Origin of the sequence: Clostridium neonatale, from assembly GCF_001458595.1 — a bacterium.
Taxonomy (GTDB): domain Bacteria; phylum Bacillota; class Clostridia; order Clostridiales; family Clostridiaceae; genus Clostridium; species Clostridium neonatale.
In genome coordinates, this window is the sequence record NZ_LN890328.1 from 1761404 (window position 1) to 1781182 (window position 19779).

Here is a 19779-nt window from a genome sequence, read left to right on the forward strand (position 1 = left end):
ACCTATTGCTTGTCTATTTAATAACTTTAGATATATAAATCCATTAATATTTCATCATAATAATCACCATTAATATTAAAGAAATTTTTATGAACGCCTACTTCTACAAATCCATGCCTTTTATACAGTTTAATGGCATTATGATTATCCTCTTTAACACCAAGACTAATATTCTTTATAGATTTATTATCTTTTGCAAATTTTATTAACTGCTCTATAGCAAAACTACCAACTCTGTTTCCCCAATATTCTTTTATTACTGAAATTGCGAGTTCACTATTATGACCTATTCTTTGTCTGTTCTGACTACTTATTTGAGAAACACTCACAATTCTATTATCAATTACACCTAACAACATAAGAGAGTTTTTATCTTTATTAATATTTTCGATATATGCTCTCTCTTGTTCAATTGTAAGTTTAAACTCACCTTCTCCAAAAAGTAAATTATTACTTTCTCCACCAACAGTATTCAAATATTCAATAATATCGTTAGCATCGTCTACTGTTGCCTTTCTCAAGATTAATTGTGCTCCATTCTTCAATTCAACTTTATCAATAATATTGTCAATATGTTTTATGTTCATAAACTCAACCCCTTTGAAAATTATTATAACTATAACACCAGCATAAATATATAATATTATATACAAATTTAGGCATATTAACAACTTTTTGTTGCGTAAACAAGAGTTCTGTTTTTATACGCTTGGATTCGAGTATCTACAAATGGTATTACACTATGTATAAGCATGTTTTTTGTTCTTATTATTTCTTTATCATCATTAAAACTTTCAAGCCATTTATACCAAGCCATATAATTTGATAAAAACTTACTTGATACACCTTTAAATCTATACATCCAAATCTTTAGTTTGCTATGCAAAGAGTTGATGTGATTTATATGATATATACCATTCTTTATAATGTCCTCTCATTATTCTTTTATGGTCTAATGAAAGGTTCTTAGCAAATTGAATATACGACTTATGGCTATCTGTACAGATGATTGAATTATTGTCTATACGACCTTTGTATAGACTTTCAAGGTCGTAATGACTTATTCTCCCTGTACATATTGGTTCTAATATAATATTACCATTTCTATCTATAGCAGTTGCTATGCAAACTTGCTCATTACTAATACCACGCTTTTTAATTTGCTTACCTCTTTTACGAGAAGGTCTTGGCATTACAAAGCCACTTTTCTTATGGTTGCCTTTATAAGATAACGGAATAAAAGTTTCGTCCATTTCAACTACACCGTCTACATCACCAATTCCCATAAACTCTCTTATACAATCAAGTATTTTATGCCTCATATAAAAAGATGTTTTAACACATACATCAATATTTTTAGCATTTTTTCTTATGGAAAGTCCAAGTATCATACCTTTTACATACTCAATCCATTTTTCTAAAGGTAGTTTAGTGCAAGACAAAGCAGATTTAGTTAAATCGTTGAATGACTTATTACAAGTCTTGCATAAATACCTTTGTTTATCTTTCAATTTACCATTTTTAACAATTGAGGTTGACTGACAGTGAGGGCAGACCTCCCCCTTACTAAATCTCGACTCTTTAAAATCATTATTAAGGGAGCCTTTTAAAGAACCAAGCGTAAGCATTTCTCCTATATAATTAAATAATTCTTGTAATTCATAATCACCAAGGGTAGTAATATCTATTTTAATACTTGAAACACTTGCCATAAATCCACCTCAAATTATATCTATAGTTATATTATAACCTATATCCCATCAATTTAAACACTAAATCAACATAATTATTTAACACAGCCTATTATTAAAAACTAAAGCTACTCACAACTCTAGTATTATTATTCACATATTCATCAACAACCTTATCAATACCATTACAAATACCATTAAGGCTACACCCCTGGCACTTCTTTAAAATTCCTTCTTCTAATATAGAGCAACTAAGCTCATCGTCTAAAGTAGAATTTCTAATTGCTAAAGCTATTTGCTTTTTATCAAACGCCTCACTATTTTCATCCTTCATTTTAATTTCATCTTTAACCATTTTCTAATCCCTCCATAATTTATTGCAGCTTAAAAAATTTATTACATGAAAATTTTCTAGCCTTCATTATGGATATATGTTTTATTCTATAAAATACTATTCTAATAAACTCTAAAATCTTATAGCCTCTCATTATTTTAGGCTTTAAAAGATCCTAATTGCACTTCGTTCCCTTTTTAAAGGTGCATATTCTTAAGAATATATATTCTTCACCATATTTATTCTAAAGAATATTTATGGTTTAGAATATTACCATACTAGAATATTTACTAAATAAACATATATCTTAATTGAAAAATAATAAATGAAGGAGATTTAAACTTATGGCCAATAAAAGAAATACTAAATTACCTAAAAATGATTTCGCTCCTGAAGAGGATCTTGATATATGTGGATTTAGTTCTGATGAAAAAATTCCTGGTACTTGTATTGCTACTTTTTCTTTTAATGATAATTCTTCATATGAAGTTAATGCAGCTCCTATAATAGCTAATACTAACATTGCTACTCCAGAAGTTAAAAATAACTTTAAGAATAATGATAATAACATTAAAAATAATTTATTTAATGATAATAGAAGAACTCCCATAGTAAATGGATGTGCTCCACCTATTGATGGTGAATTTCTTGCTGTTAAAAGAACTTATATGTTAAGAGCTTCTACTGTTAGAAAAATAAATGAACTTAAAAGTATTCATCCTGAATTAAATACTTACGTTAGTACAATTGTAGATATAGCTATAGCTCATTACTATGACCATATAGTTAATGGTGATGGTATACAATAAACTCTAAAAATAAATTAATCTATTCTTTAATCATCTACTGTCAATCATTCATTAAAACCATATATCCAATGTAGGAGGTGATTATTTTATGGAGATTAATGAATTAATGAGCTTGATAGGCAACGTAGGCTTTCCAGTAGCAATTAGTGCATATTGTGTGACACGTTTCTAAGTGAAAAGCTTAGACATTAAAACCTTTAGTTTTAATAGAACTAATATTTTTCATGAGTAGAATGATGGAGTAACATCCTGAAATGCTCTCGTTAATACTCCGATTAGCAATTTATTGGATAAAAAATAAGTTGTTAAAAGCTCGGTGAAGTCGGCTGAAAGCTACCGAAAAGAATTGTGGATTATACCCAACTAACGAAATCTGCCCAGAGGTGGGTGGTGTAGCCCATAGGTCGGATGCCTATAAAATATCTATGGTGAGAATAGCAATTAATTTTGCAGACAAACTTTCGATTGTACAAGTCTAGACGCTGAATATGTAGAAATACATATGGTATTAATATACCGTGTATGTGGATTAGTAAAATTGGTAAGTATGAACTTCCATATAGTGTTACAGGCACTATCAAGTACACAGGCTTAAAGAAAGCACCTAAAGATATATGTACAGGGATAAATATTGGAACGTGGAAAGCTACAAACGCAGAGGCGTTTATCAGCCGATGAAGCGGTGATATCGAAGAACTATAAGTATCTTTATTGTAGTGAGAGTAGAGGCATAGTACCTATGAAACAGTGATAATAAGCTGTGGAGGGATAGCCTCAAGTCAATTTATAAAACAAAAGTTTGTTAACGCAATCAATGTAGATTCGAGTATGATTAAAGAAGGTCTCAGAAAGGAGATATTAACTATATTGGATTCTCATAAAATAAGAAAGAAACAAAAACTAAGAAACTCAGAATATTATAATATGACAAATATACTTGATAATCTTTATGCTAAAAGTACAGATGGTGAAGTTTTTACTAAACTCATGCCACTTATATTATCAAAACAGAATATTATGCTTGCCTATAGGAATATAAAAAAGAATCCTGGAAGTAAAACACCAGGTGTAGATAAAAGAAACATAGAAGATGTAGCAAAACTATCTACAGAAAGCATAATTAATATAGTACGTAAAAAACTTACAAACTACAATCCCAAACCAGTTAAACGTGTTGATATTCCTAAACCTAATGGCAAAACAAGACCACTAGGTATACCTTGCATAATGGATAGAGTTGTACAACAATGTATACTGCAGATTCTTGAACCAATTTGTGAAGCAAAATTCCATGAAAGAAGCAACGGTTTCAGACCTAACAGGTCTGCAGAACATGCTATCTCTCAATGTTATAGAATGATACAATGTTATAATCTACACTATGCAGTTGACATTGATATTGAAGGTTTCTTTGATAATGTAAATCACAAAAAATTGCGTCGGCAATTATGGACACTAGGAATACAAGATAAAAAGCTTTTATGCATTATAACAAAAATGTTAAAAGCTCCAATAATAATGGCAAATAAAAGTATTGTATTTCCTTCTAAAGGAACGCCTCAAGGTGGCATCTTAAGTCCTCTACTTAGTAATATTGTTCTTAATGAATTAGATTGGTGGATAACTAATCAATGGGAAAATATGAAATCCCAAACAAATTATAGTTGTAATTCTTCTAAATTTAGAGCACTACGAAGGACTAAGCTTAAAGAAATTTACATTGTAAGATACGCAGATGATTTTAAAATTTTCTGTAGGAATTATAATGATGCTCGACGAATATTTATTGCTACCGAAAAATGGTTGATTAAAAGACTATCATTGAAAATAAGTAAAGAAAAATCTAAAATAGTTAATCTAAAGACAAAATACTCAGAATTCCTTGGCTTTAAGATTAAAGCAATCAAAAGACGGAATAAGTATATCGTTAAATCGCATATTTCAGATAAAGCTGCCAAAAACATTGCAGATACTCTAAGAAATAAAATAAAAGATATGCAAAGATGTAAAAATAATATTCAATCAAGAAACAATATAAATCTGTACAACTCATATGTATGGGGTGTTCATAACTATTATCAATACGCCACACTCATTAGCAACGATTTTGGTAAAATACAGTTTCAAATCAAAAAAATACTTGAAAACAGGCTAAAGAAAAGACTTCAAAAGAAGGGTTCAATAAAAACAGGGTATCTTAAGGAAAAATATGGACATAGTGCTCAAATACGCTTTGTTGATGGATATCCCCTTACACCTATAGGATATATACGGAATGCAATTCCCAAATATAAAAAGAAAATAATTAATGACTACACTCCTATGGGACGGAAAGAAATACACAATTCTTTAAAAGTTGATATAAGCATTATTCATCAACTTATAGTAGAAGAAACAACTAATGAAAATGTTGAACTTTCTGATAATATAATTTCTTTATACTGTGCACAATGTGGCAAATGTGCTATTACTGGAGATGTACTAATACCAGGTGAATTCATCTGCCATCATAAACTTCCTAAAGAGCTTGGCGGAGATGACACTTATAAAAATCTTATACTTGTCAAAAATGATGTACATTCTCTAATACATGCAACAGAAGATAAAACAATTAATGAATATATGGATCTATTAAACATAACTAAACCAATGATAAATAAAATAAATATTCTAAGAAAAAAGGCTAAACTCGAAACAATTAGTATTTTATAAGAATTCTGCGTTATAACAAACTTTACTTTTAAATTGATGGAACGCCGTGTGAGGTGAAAGTCTCACGCACGGTGTGGAATGGGGGAAAAACCGGAGATTGCTTCAAAGGTTTACCTATCATTATTACTTATTCGCTTAGAGAAACAAATGACTGCCCTCTCAGCTTCGATTAATAGGCTAAATACCATAATATCAACAAAACTTGGAGTTGTTATTGATAGTGATGATTCTAATAAGGTTGCATGAAGAAAGGCAATAAACATTCAAACCTAATGTTTATTGCCTTTTGCTTATATTCTTTTAAATTTAGTTAGTGTTTCTCTCATCATATAATCTATTAATCCAAGAGTTTTCCTTCCAAATAAGAATACTTTAAATACTCTGGATTACTATAGTACACAGAAGAGTTAAAATCAGATATTTCATCACTTATAAATGACTTAAATACTTTAAATAAACTATCTGCTATACTATCTTCTTCTGAAATTACGTCTATTATTAATCTCTGATATACTTTACCTATTGCTTGAACACTTGGAACATTATATTTACATAATCCCACAGAATCAAAATCACCTACTGGAATATTAAAATATTCTATTATCTCATCTGAAACTTGTTCATATGAGAGGCAATGATTAACTTCTGCAAGGTCTAATTGCCTATCTAATTCTTTCTTGCCTAACAACTCTACAATAGATGATCTTTTATTTTTAGTCTTTCTACCTATAAATTCAATAAGTGAACAAACGTAAAATAAATTGTTTTTTTCAATATCATTCATTAATAATTTCACCTCTTTCAAAAGTAAGACAATCAAGAGCTTTTAAAGTATGAAAACTTATTTGATGAGTAGGATACTCCCTATTTCTTTTCGCACATTTTTTAGCTTGCTCAAAATTATTTGTGCAATAGAATCCCCATGAAAAATCTTTAGTATACTTACTTTTTCTTATCTCTGGAAATTCAACAATCTCACCCGAAGCATGATATAACATAAAACATCCACCTCTGTATATAATTTTTTAGTTATATAAATCCACTTAAATTTAATATCATATTTATAAGGGTTAACCTTTTTAAAAGTTTAATTATGTGCTTTCAATAATTAATTTTACCATAAATTAATACTTTATATCTATTTAAAACATAATTAACTGTCTTTTACGATATTCTAATGCAGTTTATATCAACAACCTTACATACAATCATTTACGTCTTAATTTTAGGTAGTTGTAATATATATTCTGAATCATCTACAAATGTTAGCTATTCAAAAGAAAGAAGCTCATTAAACATATTAGCAATTTCTAAACCAACTCTAATTCTTTTAGAATTTGATGCTAATATTCCTCTCATCAAAAGGAGTTAAGATGGACAAAATAAATCTCTCTCTATTTCAGCAATAATCTATGATTTAAAAGTCGATTTATTAAGTCCATCTTTTGTAATCAAATAACGTCACTTCGCTCCTAAGGAAGAATTGGACAATCTTTTGTCCAATTCAGTTTGTTATATGAAAGAGCACTAAGTGCTCTTTTGTGGCTACGCCACCTTATTCTCTTTTAATCTGATTTATACATACCTTTAAGTTATTAATGTTACCTCTAATATAATTTCTATAGTTATAGTTATAGTTATAGTTATAGTTATAGTTAACACTTTCATCCTTTACTTTTATTAATATCATATTATTTTTAATAGTTAATTTATAACTACTATATATACTACACTCCTATATTTATCAATTACTATTATTTCCTCTGGTGCCTAATCCATCACCCAAAATAGTACAGGATATTACCTGATATTCCTAAGTGCCTTAAAGTCTTTCGGCAAGCTCAAGCCTTTAATTCCCCAAGGACTATCTAGGATTAATCTAGTCCTATGTTTTGGTACCCGATGGGGCACATGTTATAACTTTTAAATTTAATTTTAATCTATTAATTTCATGTAAGTTAAATGCTTTTATTTTATGTGCATCATTTTAAAACATTCACTTCGTGAAGTTTAGTTATAGATGTCATGCCCACCCTATTTTATTTGATTTGAAATTTTGAAGAGGTAAAGATTTCATTACAAATTCGCCTTTCGCAATCCTTTAGCATAATATTTATTTCCTTTCGAATTGCACCCAAAACGAAAATATTAGCTAATAAGGATTACTGAAAGGCTTAGATGTCCAGTCGCTCCTTCTTAGCCCTTTAATATATAAAAATTTACATTTCCCACTTTGTACTGAAAAGTAAATTTTTCATATACAGGACTACAGAAGGAGCTATTGCCCACCCACCATGATTTTATATTTTTTTATTTCATAAGGTATAGATTTAATTATTAGGCTTTGTTAGCAAATTTATTGCTATGCTCATAATAAAACAGGTAGTCCAATTTTGAGCTAGCTGATGATTCATGATTTATGAAGAATGCGTACTAATAATTATACTTATTAACTTTAGTCATTGCATCTTCTCCTCCAAGCAGTTCCAAAGATTAATGGATTCTTCCTTCGGCACCATAGCTGATTATCGGAGTATTATAATCATAAACAATGAGATACTCTTGATTCCTTGGAGGGGTGTCGCCGACATTGCCGACAAAACCCACGCTAAAGTAAAAGGTGGTGAAAAGTAGCTATCTTACCCACTTTAAGCCATTTTATTGAATTGAGTTCATCAACTCAAAGAAATATTTTGACTCTTGGGTTTTATAAAGATTGTACCAGGAATCTAGGGTTTGCGGTAAGAATACATCTAGAATTTTCAATATATGCAAAGCAAATTCAAGAGGAGCTATTCCAGAAGCAGTAATCAAACTTCCATCAGTTACTACACATTCCTGCTTATAATGCATCTCTCCATCATAGTTTGGACAGACCATTTTAAGATACCCCAGGTCATTGCTTGTATGATCTCGTTGATCCAGTACTCCCCCCATAGCAAGTCCTATTGTAGCACCACAAATTGCCCCTACAACAATACCTTTCTCTAAATACTTTTCAGCCATTCTTATAATGGGAGCATGAATTGCTTCTGTCCATGTATTCCCCCCAGGTAGAATCAAAGCAGCAGCATCTTTAACACTACACTCCTTAAGTTCAATTTCTGGCAATATTTTCAGACCTCCCATTGTAGTAATAGGGGTCTTGGTAATTCCTACAGTTACTACTTTTAGCGGCATTAATCCCTTTTTGTAGTACCTTCCCGAATTGATTTCAGTGATTAAATAACCTATTTCCCAGTCTGCCATTGTATCAAATACATAAAGATATACTGTATTCTTCATTTTCTATTCCTCCACATTCATTTTATTGTTGCTATTTGTTACAGGATGGTCTCAAACTCCTTCTCGATCTATTATATATTGTCTTCACTGACAAATTCAGTCAGTGAAGATAATGGGCCATCAAATCTCTAAGAATTGCTGCCATAGCATCTTTAAAACTATTTGGTTCAAGCACCTTTATTGATTTACCATATTGAAGTAGAATATGAGGAACATAGGTATGGATTGAGTCTTCATCCATTAAAAAATTAGCTCTGCATTCAGTTCGTTCTATCAGATGATATCCTAAAAACCAATGTGCACAAAGGTCATTCAATGCTTCTGATTTGCCCTCAATTACTAAAGTGCAAAGTCCTACTTTGCTTTCCACATTCGATAATAAGTTTTTTGTAAAAAACTCACGTGCCGAAAAACCTTCAGGACGCTTAAACGAATTTTTAGTGCTTATAATATTTACTATTCTATCTACCCTAAAACTACGAATTTCATTCCTAAGATGGCAAAATGCAATAGCATACCATTTATTGTTCCAGTAAAGCATCCCATAGGGGTCAACAACCCTATGCTGGGGATGCCCTTCATAACCTGCACAGTATTCAATTTCCATAGAGCATTCATTAGCAACAGCTTGCTCAATCTCCTTTAATATAGGTTTGACAGCTGGATCGCAAATACGACTCACTACTTCAAATCCGACTAAATGACGATTAAGAACTTTTTCTTGTTCTTGATTCGAGAACATCTTTAACTTTGATGTTGCACTATTTAGTGCTTCCATAAAAGGATATCCTGCTTCCATTGCAAAAATGGCAGCATGTAAAAGTGATTTTTTCTCTTCAAGGTCAAAAAACAGGGGTGTTCGGATAAAATTGTTAAGCAAACTATATCCGCCGTTATGACCAGGCTCCGATATTATTGGAACTCCACTAACACACAATGCATCCATATAACGATAAACTGACCTTATGTTTATTTCTAACCTTTCGGATATTTGCTTTGCAGTTATTTTTGTACCTGAATTCAGCATCCATAAAATTGCTAGCATATTATCATTTTTTGACATAATGCGCCCCACTTCCCTAAATTTTTAATAGTATCATTTATAAATAAATGTAATGCACCTCATTGCCAAGACATATTTTTCTCATATTTAAGTTAGTATCTTTGACACCTTTGTTTGTTAAAGTGAATCAATGGGGACAGTTCTTTTTCTTCATAATATATAAACTAATACTAACTATAGTTAAGTCGTCATAAATTACTATTATAAATCAATTATAACATGTATTTTAAATATCATATTGTTCAAATTTCAAAGAACAAGTTTTTATTAATCAGTACGTCAATACCTCTTATATTTTTTCATATAGTATACATTATTTTAAAATTCATATTAAGGATGTTTTTATTATTTTAATATGCTGTTCTTATGTTAATTATATTATAAAGTTCCCCTTAAGCCCCAATAAATAAGCAAATTCGTAAGAATTCATATTCTTAAAAATAAGAATACATTAGTTATTTAGTTCTTTTAATTTTTAATACATTTGAATACAAAAACTTAAATTTATAAATATCTTTCTTTTAATAATTGTAAAATCTAATGTTTATAAATATACCTTTCCATGAAATTTTATTGCTTTTCTCATTTTATAATTCCTTCATTCTAGCTAAATATTTCCCAATAAAAATATCACAAAATTCATTTATTGTTTTGAATAATGTGATATTAAAAGCTATTTATATTTTAAGAATATTATCTAAGAATATTATCTAAGCATATTATCTAAGCATATTTATAATTCATGATAAATGGGTTTCATTTTTTCAAATGTACAAATTTTTTTAAATCCAATTTCTCTTAAATTTTCTTTTAATGTTTTTATATGCGCTCCTAAATCTTCTTTTTTATGAGAATCACTTCCTATTGTGATGATTTTACCACCTAATTCATAGTAAAGTTTTAAAATGTCCCGTGAAGGCATGAGGTCATCAAGCTTATATCTGATTGATGAAGTATTTAATTCTATGCCTTTCCCATCTTCAATTATATATTTTAATATCTCTGTAATAATATCTTTATGTTCTTGAAATGCATCATAACCATCTTTATTATCATAACGCTTAAGCATATCCATATGTCCAATAACACTATAGTTATGATAATTTCTTACTATATCATATAATTCTTTATAATAATCATTATAATATTCTGGCTCACTGCTTCCTTTTTGGAATTCATAAGTCCAAAATTCTCTGTTATTTACTTGATGAATAGAAAGAATAACAAAATCAAAATCATATCTATTAAATAGTGATTTATATTGATTAATTGTATGCATTTGTATACCAAATTCCATTCCTTGTTTAATAATTATTTGATTCCTGTATTTTTCTTTTAATCGTGCAATTTCTTTAAAATATAAAAGATAATTTACATTAGCAATAGGCCTGTCTCCATCGTACTTAATATTATCTAGTTGATCCCAATCTAACTTAACACCATAACCTACATGATCAGTAAAACAAATTTCATTCATTCCCATTTCTATTGCATCTTTCACAACGTTTTCCATTATATATTCAGAATCATCACTAAAATTTGTATGCAAATGGTAATCACAAAACATAATCTCCATCTTTTCTTATTTACATATACTTTCTATGCCATATTATTCTTGTACTATTTTGAATAGTATGTAATATTTAAAACTATCTAATAGTCTACAAATTGAAATTTATCCATTTCAACTTATCTTCAAACTGAACACAATAAAAACCAAAATCAATCGAAAAACTTCCCCTTATAAAAATTCTCATTTCCAAGTTTCTTTGCCGTCAACCTGAAAATAACGCAACCATCTGGACATACAATATCCTTGCTATATTTTCCATTGCCGCCGATGCTCTCTAAATCTCCGCCACTTCTGACAGCCTCCATGATTGGAAACATAATCATCATTACTTTGGAGCAAATCCCCTGTCCTTCTGTATTTACAGGACAGCCATAGGTGCAGGTATACTTATCTCCGACTTCCTCGCCGTTTCGGCAATACCGCTCTGTGTGATCACCGCGAAGAAATCCTATTACCTCAATCTCAAATTCATATTCCTCATCATACCATTTTTTCATAATTACCCTCCAGTCGAGTAGACTAACACCTCACAATGTAAGCCCCTCACAGAATCCGTACGTGCGGCTTTCCCGCATACGGCTCCTCATAATAACATTCACAGTTAAAATAATTTAAAATATATCTTTGGCTTCGCTAAAGGATAGTATTTCAGCATTTCTGTATAACCATCCCAGTTATAGCTTTTCATATCACTTTGCCTATTCAGTGTCTTGCATAGAAATTGCTGTACTCTATGTAGAAAATTTGTTATCCTCTTACCATTAAAGGAGGTACCATAGTACCTATAATGCCCAATCAATTTGAGATTTAATGATTTTATCATTTCCTTAACTGGCATAGTTCTATTCTCGTAAAGCCACTTTTTAGTGTCTTTCAGCTTTTGTTTAAATTTCTTCCTACTTGTTTGTAACATTACACATGGATACCCTCTGCGACTTTTCCCACAATAAAACGTAAATCCTAAGAAATCAAATGTTTCAGGTTTACCTTCTCCCCTCGCTTTCCGGTTACTTTCTGCAAATTTACCGAACTCCAGTAATCTGCTTTTGCTATCCTCCAGCTCTAAGTTGAATTTCCCCATTCTTTTCTTGAGTTCGTCATAGTATTTCTCAGCTTCCCATTTGTATTGAAATCCTGCTATAAAATCATCTGCATAAACTGTCAGAAAACTATCACCCTTTGTTTCTTTTGTAATAATAAACTTATACCACAACATCAAAACGTTATGCATATAAATATTTGCTATTATTGGGCTTATGATATTCCCTTGAGCAGAGCCGTCTGTACTTTCATCAAATACACCATCAGTTATTACTCCCGCTTTCAAGTATTTCTTAATCAACCATAGCAGATTTGGGTCTTTTATGTATACTCCCAAGAATTTCATTATCCATTCATGATTCAAGTGGTCAAAGAAACCTTTGATATCCGCATCAACAATGTAATTTATTTTTCCACTATACATTCTGTTATAAACTTCCTTTATAGCATCATGACAACTACGTCTCGGTCTGAAACCATGCATATTTTCCAAGAATTTTGGTTCATATATTGCTTCCAGTATCTTCTTTATTGCAAGTTGTACAATCTTATCTTCATAGGACGCAATTCCTAATGGTCGCATTTTACCATTACCTTTCGATATAAATACTCTTAATGATGGTAACGGCTTATATGACTTGTTCTTTAACTGTTTTACTAAGTTAGATATATTTTCTTCTAGATTTGCTCCATACTTTGCTTTTGTTAATCTATCAATGCCAACTGCCTTGTTTCCATCTAGCTCTTTGTGGCACTGTCTAAGCATATCATCATTAATATGATGATATAGCGAAGTAAATTCTGGCTTTCTAGTATTTGCTGATATTTCTGCTATTCTTTCTAATTTTGTTCCCATTATTTCTCCTGTCCCTGAGTACAGATAATGTGTCCTCAGAAAGATTGTTATTATGTAGTCCCCTTCCCTCCACTGGCATTACCCAGTCTCAGCAGTACTATGAGACTATCCGACTGCCTGTCGTTCGTTTGACATTCTCCGTTTTATTGTTGTTTGTCATACTTATTATAAAGAAACGACAGGCTCTCCCCAGTTGATAATTAACCATAGTGTAAAGCATGATTGGCCCTTTGACCCCGTAGTGCCACATAGTTCTTGCCATCTTGACCTATGTGATGTTGCCTTCCGCAGTAATTAATACGTCGGCCATCTAGATTAATAAAATTTCGAGGCTCAATAGCATTTCAACCCTACTTTCTCGCTGTCTACGCTTAGCTCCCACCATTACTGATGACAACTCAAGACTCGCTATTGCTGGTTGGCTAGACCTTATTCAAACAGGATTTCCACCTGCTAGGTTAATTACCCTTAGCTGGGCGCACAATTACAATTTATCTTTTAGCATTAAAACTATTTCCATTCAGCCTCATAAAACAAACTAAACTTAACAACTGAATGATGTTCTTGTCCACTTATACTGTAATAAACATTGTATAGATCCTCTCTAATACTTAGCCTTTCTATGGTTCCTACTTCTCCCCCAATACTACAAATATGTGCTGTTATCTTTTTATTGCAAGCTATTGGTCTCCAACATATTTCATATATAAGTAATACTATAATTGTTAATATTCCTATAATCTCCATCTTTATTTCTCCTGAAATTTTGAGTTTTTATTGTTCTTCATAATAATTTAAAAATCTACTTTTATATTCATTCATATTATCAGCATTATCAAAAACAATATCTATATATTCATCTAAGCAGTATCTGAACACTATTTTTTCATTTAATTTAACAATATAATAATCTGCTAATCCTTTATAATTTTTTCCTAAATCCTGTTCTGTTAAGTGCCTGATAAGTTTGTTATAACTTAAATCATTTACTTTACACTTTAGATAATAATGCTTTATTTCTATAACTTCATTTTCAATTTCTATATTTTTACTAATTAAATTTAAAGTTTTTAATGCATTTTTATTCCTTATATAACTTTTAATTTTTACAAAGTCATATACAAAATCATCGCTGTAGGTATTAGCAATAAACATAATTTCATCTTTATCATCAAATATTTCTTTAAAAGTTTCAATACACCGTTTATTTACTGTATCTATATATATTGGATCACTTGTTTTCTCATAATCAATATCCTTTGATAAATTTAAACAAAGTGTATATTTGTTATTTTTCCATATGATAGGATATATCTTAAAATCATTTAAAATATCTGATATTGTATTCACCATATATATTCCTCCCATTGATATTCACCACTTTTTTCCTTTATTTACATTCTATCATCTTTTAATTTTTTTACCATAAAAATTCTTTATTTAAACATTTTATATTTGGACACAAAATTGCCATATTACACATATATAATATAATCATAAAGTGATTTAAAAGTTTTTCATTATTATCCCTTATTAAATATAGAATTAGTATAAAGAGTAGCTTTCCCCAAAGCTGCTCTTTATATTTTCTAAATTGAATTTTATGGTTCTAATTCTTTCAAGAAAAAACGTAATGCCATTACTGTTTTAGATATTTTGTTTTAATTATTCAATTTTTAAAGATCACTATATTTGATTACTACATTAAATATTTTGGCTTTTAAATTCTTTGAAAGAGGTTGTTCCAAAATTGTTTGTCCAACACTTGTTGTTGGATCAAACTATTTTGGTCACAACCTCTTTCATTAGAATTTTTATCTGAAATATTTACGCAATCGAGTATATCATATATTGAATTTCGGTTTTTATCCACTAAACTCAGTACCTCCATTGTATCTTATGTAATTATTTGTAAAACTAGAGCAAAAACCTTAAAACACTTTTTTAAACCATATATACTATATATAGCTATTACACTTTGCTATAAATATATCTGTTTTAAGGAGACCTTTATGGATTATCTATACATTGAAAATCTAGCTGTAAGATCTAAAGCTGGTGATAAATATTCAAAAGAACTTCTTTCCCTTGAATTTCGCCCTTTTATAATAAGCATTTCTAAAAAAACTTTTATACATGGATATGATATTGAAGATATTCAAAGTGAATGTTACAGTATTCTTTTTAAATGTATCGCTTTATATGAACCTTCATATCATAGATTTGTTGCCTATGCTGTAAATGGTATAAAGAATAGTATCAATGCACTAATTGAAAAGAGTAAAAACAGAAGTTCTGCTGAAGGTAATGAAGCTCTTACTTTATGTAGTAATCTAGAATATGTTCTAAGTTCTAATACTCAAACTATAGAGGAAGCTCTTTGTGAAGAATCTGATTATGAAAATCTGTTTTTAGCTATTAATAAATTAAATTCCAAAGAAAAATTCCTTATTACTGCTGTTTATTTTAGAAGAAAAACTCTAACAGAGTATTCAAAACTTACTAATATACCTTACTATGATATCATTACCATTAAAAATTCTGCTTTAAAAAAGCTTCTTATTTATCTGAATAATTTTAATCGCATATAGATATATAAGCCTATATATACTTACATTTTAATAGTTACTACACTCCTAAAGCAATATGGACCTTGGTCAATATTGGGCCCCTTCTCTTATTTCAATTATAATTTATTTTCAAAATGTGTCCATAAAACTATGCTAGCACCAATATGGTATTATAATATTAGTAAATTAATTTTAATAAGGAGTGATTTTATATGAATATAGATAATGTACTTGTTCTATTACCTTTAGATGATGCTCAAAAAAATAAACTTGAAAATAAATTTGATAAAATAAATTTTATTTACAAAAATTCCAGTGATATCACTAGTAATTTAGTGCAAGATATAGATGTAATAATAGGTAATTCACCTCCACATCTTCTAAAAGATGCACATAAATTAAAATGGCTTCAACTAAATAGTGCTGGTACAGATAGTTATATAAAAGATGGAGTATTAAGTGAAAATGTAATTTTAACTAATGCAACTGGTGCATATGGACTTGCTATTTCTGAGCATATGATAGCAGTTCTTTTAACCATATTTAAAAAGTTAAACATATATAGAGATAATCAAAAAAATCATATATGGCGTGATGAAGGAATGGTTAGATCAATCTATAGCTCTAAGGTTTTAATAATAGGCCTTGGGAACATTGGAGAAGAATTTGCTAAAAGAGTAAAAGCATTTGGTGCTCATACAATAGGCGTAAGAAGATCAAATTTAAATAAGCCTGATTTTATTGATGAATTATATTTGATGGATAAAATTGATGAGCTATTACCTGAAGCTGATGTTGTAGCACTTAGTCTTCCAAATACAAATGAAACATATAAAATGTTTTCAAAAGAAAAACTTGATTTAATGAAAAAAAATTCTGTACTTTTAAATGTAGGAAGAGGTAATGTTTTAGACACTGAAGCCTTATGCGATGCAGTAAAATGCGGTCATCTTTTGGGTGCCGGATTAGATGTAACAGATCCTGAACCACTTCCTAAAAATCATAGAATATGGGATATAGATAATATAATAATTACGCCTCATATTTCTGGTGGATATCATATAAAAGAGACACTAGAAACCATTTTAGAAATAAGTATACATAATCTGAACAATTTATTAAATGATGAAAAATTAATGAATATTGTAGATTTTTCAACTGGATATGCAAAAAAATAATTTGCTAGAATCATATAACATAAACTAAATATATTAACATTAAAAAAATGGCTGCGCCATGCTCATTCAAAGAAAGATTTTTTAAATTCTAGAAATTAAACCATAGGGAAATACGTTCTCTATGGCTTTTATATTTATATTTTTAATTTTAACACTTCATTAGGTAAATAATCCTGCCCCTTCTATGATTTCCTGTTCCATAAATAAGCTTAAAACTGCTTCGTTATAATCACTTAACTTTTGTGATTTCTTTATTTTTTTATCATACTTTTTATTATCTGAAAATATGTGAATCATGTACTCCCATAATTCTTTCATTCTAAATATTGCATTTTTATCTTCATTAAATAATTCTATATATCTATTTAAAAGTTCATCATGAAAATCTTTTAATACTTCTTTATTTATATTTTGCTATTTCTTTTGCCTTATCTATAAGTTCTAATTTATATGGTTCTGACATATCTGGGAATCTTGTTCCAAGTCTTTCATCATTAACTCCAATTAAAGGATTATCTCCAAATAAGTTTATAAAATCTTTAATTAACATTAATGTTCCTGGTTCAAAACTTGTATTTATACCACCACATGCGTTTGTTACAATTATTTTTTCTATTCCTAATTGCTTCATAACATAAACAGGATATGTTACTTATTTCATTGTATATCCTTCATAATAATGAAATCTTCCTTGCATTAATAATACTTCTACATCATTTATTCTTCCAAATACTAATTTTCCTTCATGGCCTTTAACTGTAGACACTGGAAAATTCGGAATACTTTCATATGAAATATCTTCTTTATCTTCTACTACATTAACTAAATCACCTAATCCAGAACCTAATATTACAGCTATTTTAGGCTTTCTATTTACCTTTGATTTAATAAATTCAACTGATTCCATTATTTTATCATACATACTTTTTCCTCCACGTTATATAATCTTTTATAGCCCCTCTTCCTTTAGTATATTATAATCAATTTCTAAAATTATGTTTATTCATACATGCTTTAATTATAATGTTGTTTAACTTTTTATGTCTGCTCAATCTACTCTATCGACATAAATCGAACTTAAATTATAGAAACTACAAAATAACTTGTGATTGTTCTTATAATGTGATATCCTTGAAAATTGTTAGCTTTGTTTATGAAAGCAGAAATTAAAATACGGAGGATAATCATGGAAAATATAAATGAAAGACAAAATCCATGGGCATTATTGCCAATTGGAGTGTTTTTAGTTATTTTTTTAGGAGTAGGTTTTTTAAGTAAGGATTTTTATACAATGCCTGCTATTGTAGCATTTTTAATTGCATTATTAGTAGCTTTTCTACAACATCAAAAACATGGATTTAATAAAAATATGAAGGTTATTTCACGAAGCATTGGAGATGAAAACATTGTAACAATGTGTCTAATCTTTTTAGCATCTGGAGCCTTTTCTGGTGCAGTAAAGGCTGCAGGTGGAGTAGAAAGTACTGTAAATTTAGGACTTAGTATTATGCCTTCAAATATTGCAGTAGTTGGTTTATTTATAATTGGATGTTTTATTTCAGTATCTATGGGAACTTCCATGGGAACAATTGCAGCCATGGCACCAATTGGAGTTGGGATTAGTGAAAAGACTGGAATTCCATTACCAATTTGTATTGGAGCAGTAGTATGCGGAGCAATGTTTGGAGATAATCTATCAATGATTTCAGATACAACAATTGCAGCAGTACGTACACAAGGATGTGAAATGAAAGATAAGTTTAAGGAGAACTTTATTATTGTTTTGCCAGCAGCTATTATAACAGCAATATGTTTTTTTGTAATTGCTGGAAATGAAACATCACAAAATTTTGGAAGTTTAGATTATAGCTTTATTAAGGTAATGCCTTATTTTCTTGTGCTAATTGGTGCATTAATAGGGATTAATGTATTTGTAGTACTCATTAGTGGTACTATCTTATCATTGATTGTTGGATTATCAACTGGAGCAATGAACTTTTCAAATATGTTTGTATCTCTAGGAGATGGAATAACTGGAATGTATGATATTACTATTATATCTATTATTGTGGCAGCAATTGTAGCAATTGTAAAAGAATATGGAGGAGTAAATTATATCTTACATGTTGTAAAAAAGAGAATCCGTGGAAAACGTGGTGCAGAGTTTGGTATATCTATTTTAGTATTATTGTTAGATTTATGCACAGCTAATAATACAGTGGCAATTGTAATGGCAGGGCCAATTGCAAAAGAACTCAGCGATGAATTTGAAGTATCGCCAACTCGTGCAGCATCTCTTCTAGATATATTTGCCTCCTTAGGACAGGGTATAATTCCATATGGGGCACAATTGTTATCAGCTGCTACTTTATCTAGCTTGACACCAATTGCAATTATGAGATATCTGCCATATCCCCTTTTAATGGGCATTAGTGCAATATTATTTATTTTGTTTAGAAAGAGAAAATAAAATTAATAGTCTAATTTTTTCAATTAACAAATTAAACATAATAATTTTTTGCAAAAGTTTATGTTTCTATTCATACTAATGAAAATATTGATTCATAAAAGAATAAATATTATAAATAAGGATAATGGATATATTTGTTTAAACAAATATATCCATTATCAAAAATATAAATTCTAAAACAACTTCTTCTTTTAAAA

Annotated in this window: 19 protein-coding genes and 2 pseudogenes; 7 read left to right on the plus strand and 14 right to left on the minus strand. The window is 29.6% G+C overall.

The features are described from left to right. Positions 1–26: 26 nt before the first annotated feature. From BN2920_RS14895 to BN2920_RS14905, 3 genes are all read right to left on the minus strand, one after another. Entirely contained in the window at positions 27–587 is a 561-nt protein-coding gene (locus tag BN2920_RS14895; protein WP_058295776.1) for a GNAT family N-acetyltransferase, read from the minus strand. A 77-nt stretch (positions 588–664) separates the two neighbouring features. Next, positions 665–1712, minus strand: a protein-coding gene (locus tag BN2920_RS14900; RefSeq protein ID WP_097919238.1) for an IS1595 family transposase whose coding sequence is annotated in 2 segments (ribosomal slippage) — positions 665–916 and positions 918–1712 — 1047 coding nt in all. Because the reading frame shifts where the segments join, the coding sequence is not laid out codon by codon here. 94 nt (positions 1713–1806) lie between these two features. After that, entirely contained in the window at positions 1807–2046 is a 240-nt protein-coding gene (locus BN2920_RS14905; RefSeq protein WP_058295777.1) for a hypothetical protein, read from the minus strand. 323 nt (positions 2047–2369) lie between these two features. Here BN2920_RS14905 and BN2920_RS14910 point away from each other — a divergent pair, with 323 nt between their 5' ends. The 4 genes from BN2920_RS14910 (at position 2370) to BN2920_RS21840 (ending at position 5792) form a co-directional block, all read left to right on the plus strand. Further along, positions 2370–2834, plus strand: a complete 465-nt coding sequence (locus BN2920_RS14910) for a hypothetical protein (RefSeq protein ID WP_058295778.1) — start codon at positions 2370–2372, stop codon at positions 2832–2834. 522 nt (positions 2835–3356) lie between these two features. Continuing rightward, positions 3357–3512 carry a hypothetical protein gene (locus BN2920_RS21835; RefSeq protein WP_172437929.1) on the plus strand — a complete coding sequence of 52 codons (156 nt, stop codon included), beginning with the start codon at positions 3357–3359 and terminating at the stop codon, positions 3510–3512. A 69-nt stretch (positions 3513–3581) separates the two neighbouring features. Then, entirely contained in the window at positions 3582–5546 is a 1965-nt protein-coding gene (gene ltrA, locus BN2920_RS14915) for a group II intron reverse transcriptase/maturase (protein ID WP_479680402.1), read from the plus strand. Positions 5547–5624: 78 nt separating this feature from the next. Then, positions 5625–5792, plus strand: coding sequence for a hypothetical protein (locus BN2920_RS21840; RefSeq protein ID WP_172437816.1), 168 nt, complete (start codon positions 5625–5627; stop codon positions 5790–5792). A 91-nt stretch (positions 5793–5883) separates the two neighbouring features. Here the strand turns inward: BN2920_RS21840 and BN2920_RS14920 are convergent, their stop codons facing one another. The 9 genes from BN2920_RS14920 to BN2920_RS14960 form a co-directional block, all read right to left on the minus strand. Next, entirely contained in the window at positions 5884–6330 is a 447-nt protein-coding gene (locus BN2920_RS14920; RefSeq protein WP_058295779.1) for a hypothetical protein, read from the minus strand. After that, positions 6323–6544 (minus strand): DUF3990 domain-containing protein, encoded by a 222-nt coding sequence (locus BN2920_RS14925; protein ID WP_058295780.1) that lies wholly within the window; start codon positions 6542–6544, stop codon positions 6323–6325. The genes BN2920_RS14920 and BN2920_RS14925 overlap by 8 nt, the downstream gene beginning before the upstream one ends. Before the next feature lie 1660 nt (positions 6545–8204). After that, positions 8205–8831 (minus strand): type 1 glutamine amidotransferase family protein, encoded by a 627-nt coding sequence (locus BN2920_RS14930; protein ID WP_058295781.1) that lies wholly within the window; start codon positions 8829–8831, stop codon positions 8205–8207. 100 nt (positions 8832–8931) lie between these two features. Beyond that, on the minus strand, positions 8932–9894 hold the full coding sequence (locus BN2920_RS14935; protein ID WP_058295782.1) for a helix-turn-helix transcriptional regulator: 963 nt from the start codon (positions 9892–9894) through the stop codon (positions 8932–8934). A gap of 733 nt (positions 9895–10627) precedes the next feature. After that, complete coding sequence (locus BN2920_RS14940; protein WP_338132749.1) at positions 10628–11443, minus strand: histidinol-phosphatase HisJ family protein; 816 nt, start codon at positions 11441–11443, stop codon at positions 10628–10630. Between the two features lie 173 nt (positions 11444–11616). Further along, complete coding sequence (locus BN2920_RS14945; protein WP_058295784.1) at positions 11617–11964, minus strand: TIGR04076 family protein; 348 nt, start codon at positions 11962–11964, stop codon at positions 11617–11619. 104 nt (positions 11965–12068) lie between these two features. Continuing rightward, on the minus strand, positions 12069–13364 hold the full coding sequence (gene ltrA / locus BN2920_RS14950) for a group II intron reverse transcriptase/maturase (RefSeq protein ID WP_058295785.1): 1296 nt from the start codon (positions 13362–13364) through the stop codon (positions 12069–12071). Between the two features lie 510 nt (positions 13365–13874). Next, positions 13875–14111, minus strand: a complete 237-nt coding sequence (locus BN2920_RS14955) for a hypothetical protein (protein WP_058295786.1) — start codon at positions 14109–14111, stop codon at positions 13875–13877. A 27-nt stretch (positions 14112–14138) separates the two neighbouring features. Continuing rightward, positions 14139–14717 carry a DUF3885 domain-containing protein gene (locus tag BN2920_RS14960; protein WP_058295787.1) on the minus strand — a complete coding sequence of 193 codons (579 nt, stop codon included), beginning with the start codon at positions 14715–14717 and terminating at the stop codon, positions 14139–14141. Between the two features lie 659 nt (positions 14718–15376). Here BN2920_RS14960 and BN2920_RS14965 point away from each other — a divergent pair. Together BN2920_RS14965 and BN2920_RS14970 are read left to right on the plus strand one after the other, a co-directional pair. Continuing rightward, positions 15377–15955, plus strand: a complete 579-nt coding sequence (locus BN2920_RS14965) for a sigma-70 family RNA polymerase sigma factor (RefSeq protein ID WP_058295788.1) — start codon at positions 15377–15379, stop codon at positions 15953–15955. Positions 15956–16146: 191 nt separating this feature from the next. Then, positions 16147–17112, plus strand: coding sequence for a D-2-hydroxyacid dehydrogenase (locus BN2920_RS14970; protein ID WP_058295789.1), 966 nt, complete (start codon positions 16147–16149; stop codon positions 17110–17112). A gap of 159 nt (positions 17113–17271) precedes the next feature. On the opposite strand, the pseudogene BN2920_RS22635 reads toward BN2920_RS14970, so the two are convergent. Together BN2920_RS22635 and BN2920_RS14975 are read right to left on the minus strand one after the other, a co-directional pair. After that, a pseudogene (locus BN2920_RS22635) lies at positions 17272–17520 on the minus strand (diguanylate cyclase); the annotation flags it as partial. 4 nt (positions 17521–17524) lie between these two features. Then, a pseudogene (locus tag BN2920_RS14975) lies at positions 17525–18034 on the minus strand (purine-nucleoside phosphorylase); the annotation flags it as partial. Between the two features lie 264 nt (positions 18035–18298). Between BN2920_RS14975 and BN2920_RS14980 the strand changes: the two are divergent. Further along, positions 18299–19582: a Na+/H+ antiporter NhaC family protein gene (locus BN2920_RS14980; RefSeq protein WP_141443116.1), complete on the plus strand. Its 1284-nt coding sequence runs from the start codon at positions 18299–18301 to the stop codon at positions 19580–19582. Positions 19583–19779 lie beyond the last annotated feature (197 nt).

Bases quoted from the DNA above. Each gene is read 5' to 3' on its own strand.
- BN2920_RS14955 (WP_058295786.1), bottom strand. From the start codon at position 14,111: ATGGAGATTATAGGAATATTAACAATTATAGTATTACTTATATATGAA.
- ltrA (WP_058295785.1), bottom strand. From the start codon at position 13,364: ATGGGAACAAAATTAGAAAGAATAGCAGAAATATCAGCAAATACTAGA.
- BN2920_RS14930 (WP_058295781.1), bottom strand. From the start codon at position 8,831: ATGAAGAATACAGTATATCTTTATGTATTTGATACAATGGCAGACTGG.
- BN2920_RS14935 (WP_058295782.1), bottom strand. From the start codon at position 9,894: ATGTCAAAAAATGATAATATGCTAGCAATTTTATGGATGCTGAATTCA.
- BN2920_RS14910 (WP_058295778.1), top strand. From the start codon at position 2,370: ATGGCCAATAAAAGAAATACTAAATTACCTAAAAATGATTTCGCTCCT.
- BN2920_RS14895 (WP_058295776.1), bottom strand. From the start codon at position 587: ATGAACATAAAACATATTGACAATATTATTGATAAAGTTGAATTGAAG.
- BN2920_RS14920 (WP_058295779.1), bottom strand. From the start codon at position 6,330: ATGAATGATATTGAAAAAAACAATTTATTTTACGTTTGTTCACTTATT.
- BN2920_RS14905 (WP_058295777.1), bottom strand. From the start codon at position 2,046: ATGGTTAAAGATGAAATTAAAATGAAGGATGAAAATAGTGAGGCGTTT.
- BN2920_RS14970 (WP_058295789.1), top strand. From the start codon at position 16,147: ATGAATATAGATAATGTACTTGTTCTATTACCTTTAGATGATGCTCAA.
- BN2920_RS14980 (WP_141443116.1), top strand. From the start codon at position 18,299: ATGGAAAATATAAATGAAAGACAAAATCCATGGGCATTATTGCCAATT.
- BN2920_RS21840 (WP_172437816.1), top strand. From the start codon at position 5,625: ATGGGGGAAAAACCGGAGATTGCTTCAAAGGTTTACCTATCATTATTA.
- BN2920_RS14965 (WP_058295788.1), top strand. From the start codon at position 15,377: ATGGATTATCTATACATTGAAAATCTAGCTGTAAGATCTAAAGCTGGT.
- BN2920_RS21835 (WP_172437929.1), top strand. From the start codon at position 3,357: ATGTGGATTAGTAAAATTGGTAAGTATGAACTTCCATATAGTGTTACA.
- BN2920_RS14945 (WP_058295784.1), bottom strand. From the start codon at position 11,964: ATGAAAAAATGGTATGATGAGGAATATGAATTTGAGATTGAGGTAATA.
- BN2920_RS14925 (WP_058295780.1), bottom strand. From the start codon at position 6,544: ATGTTATATCATGCTTCGGGTGAGATTGTTGAATTTCCAGAGATAAGA.
- BN2920_RS14960 (WP_058295787.1), bottom strand. From the start codon at position 14,717: ATGGTGAATACAATATCAGATATTTTAAATGATTTTAAGATATATCCT.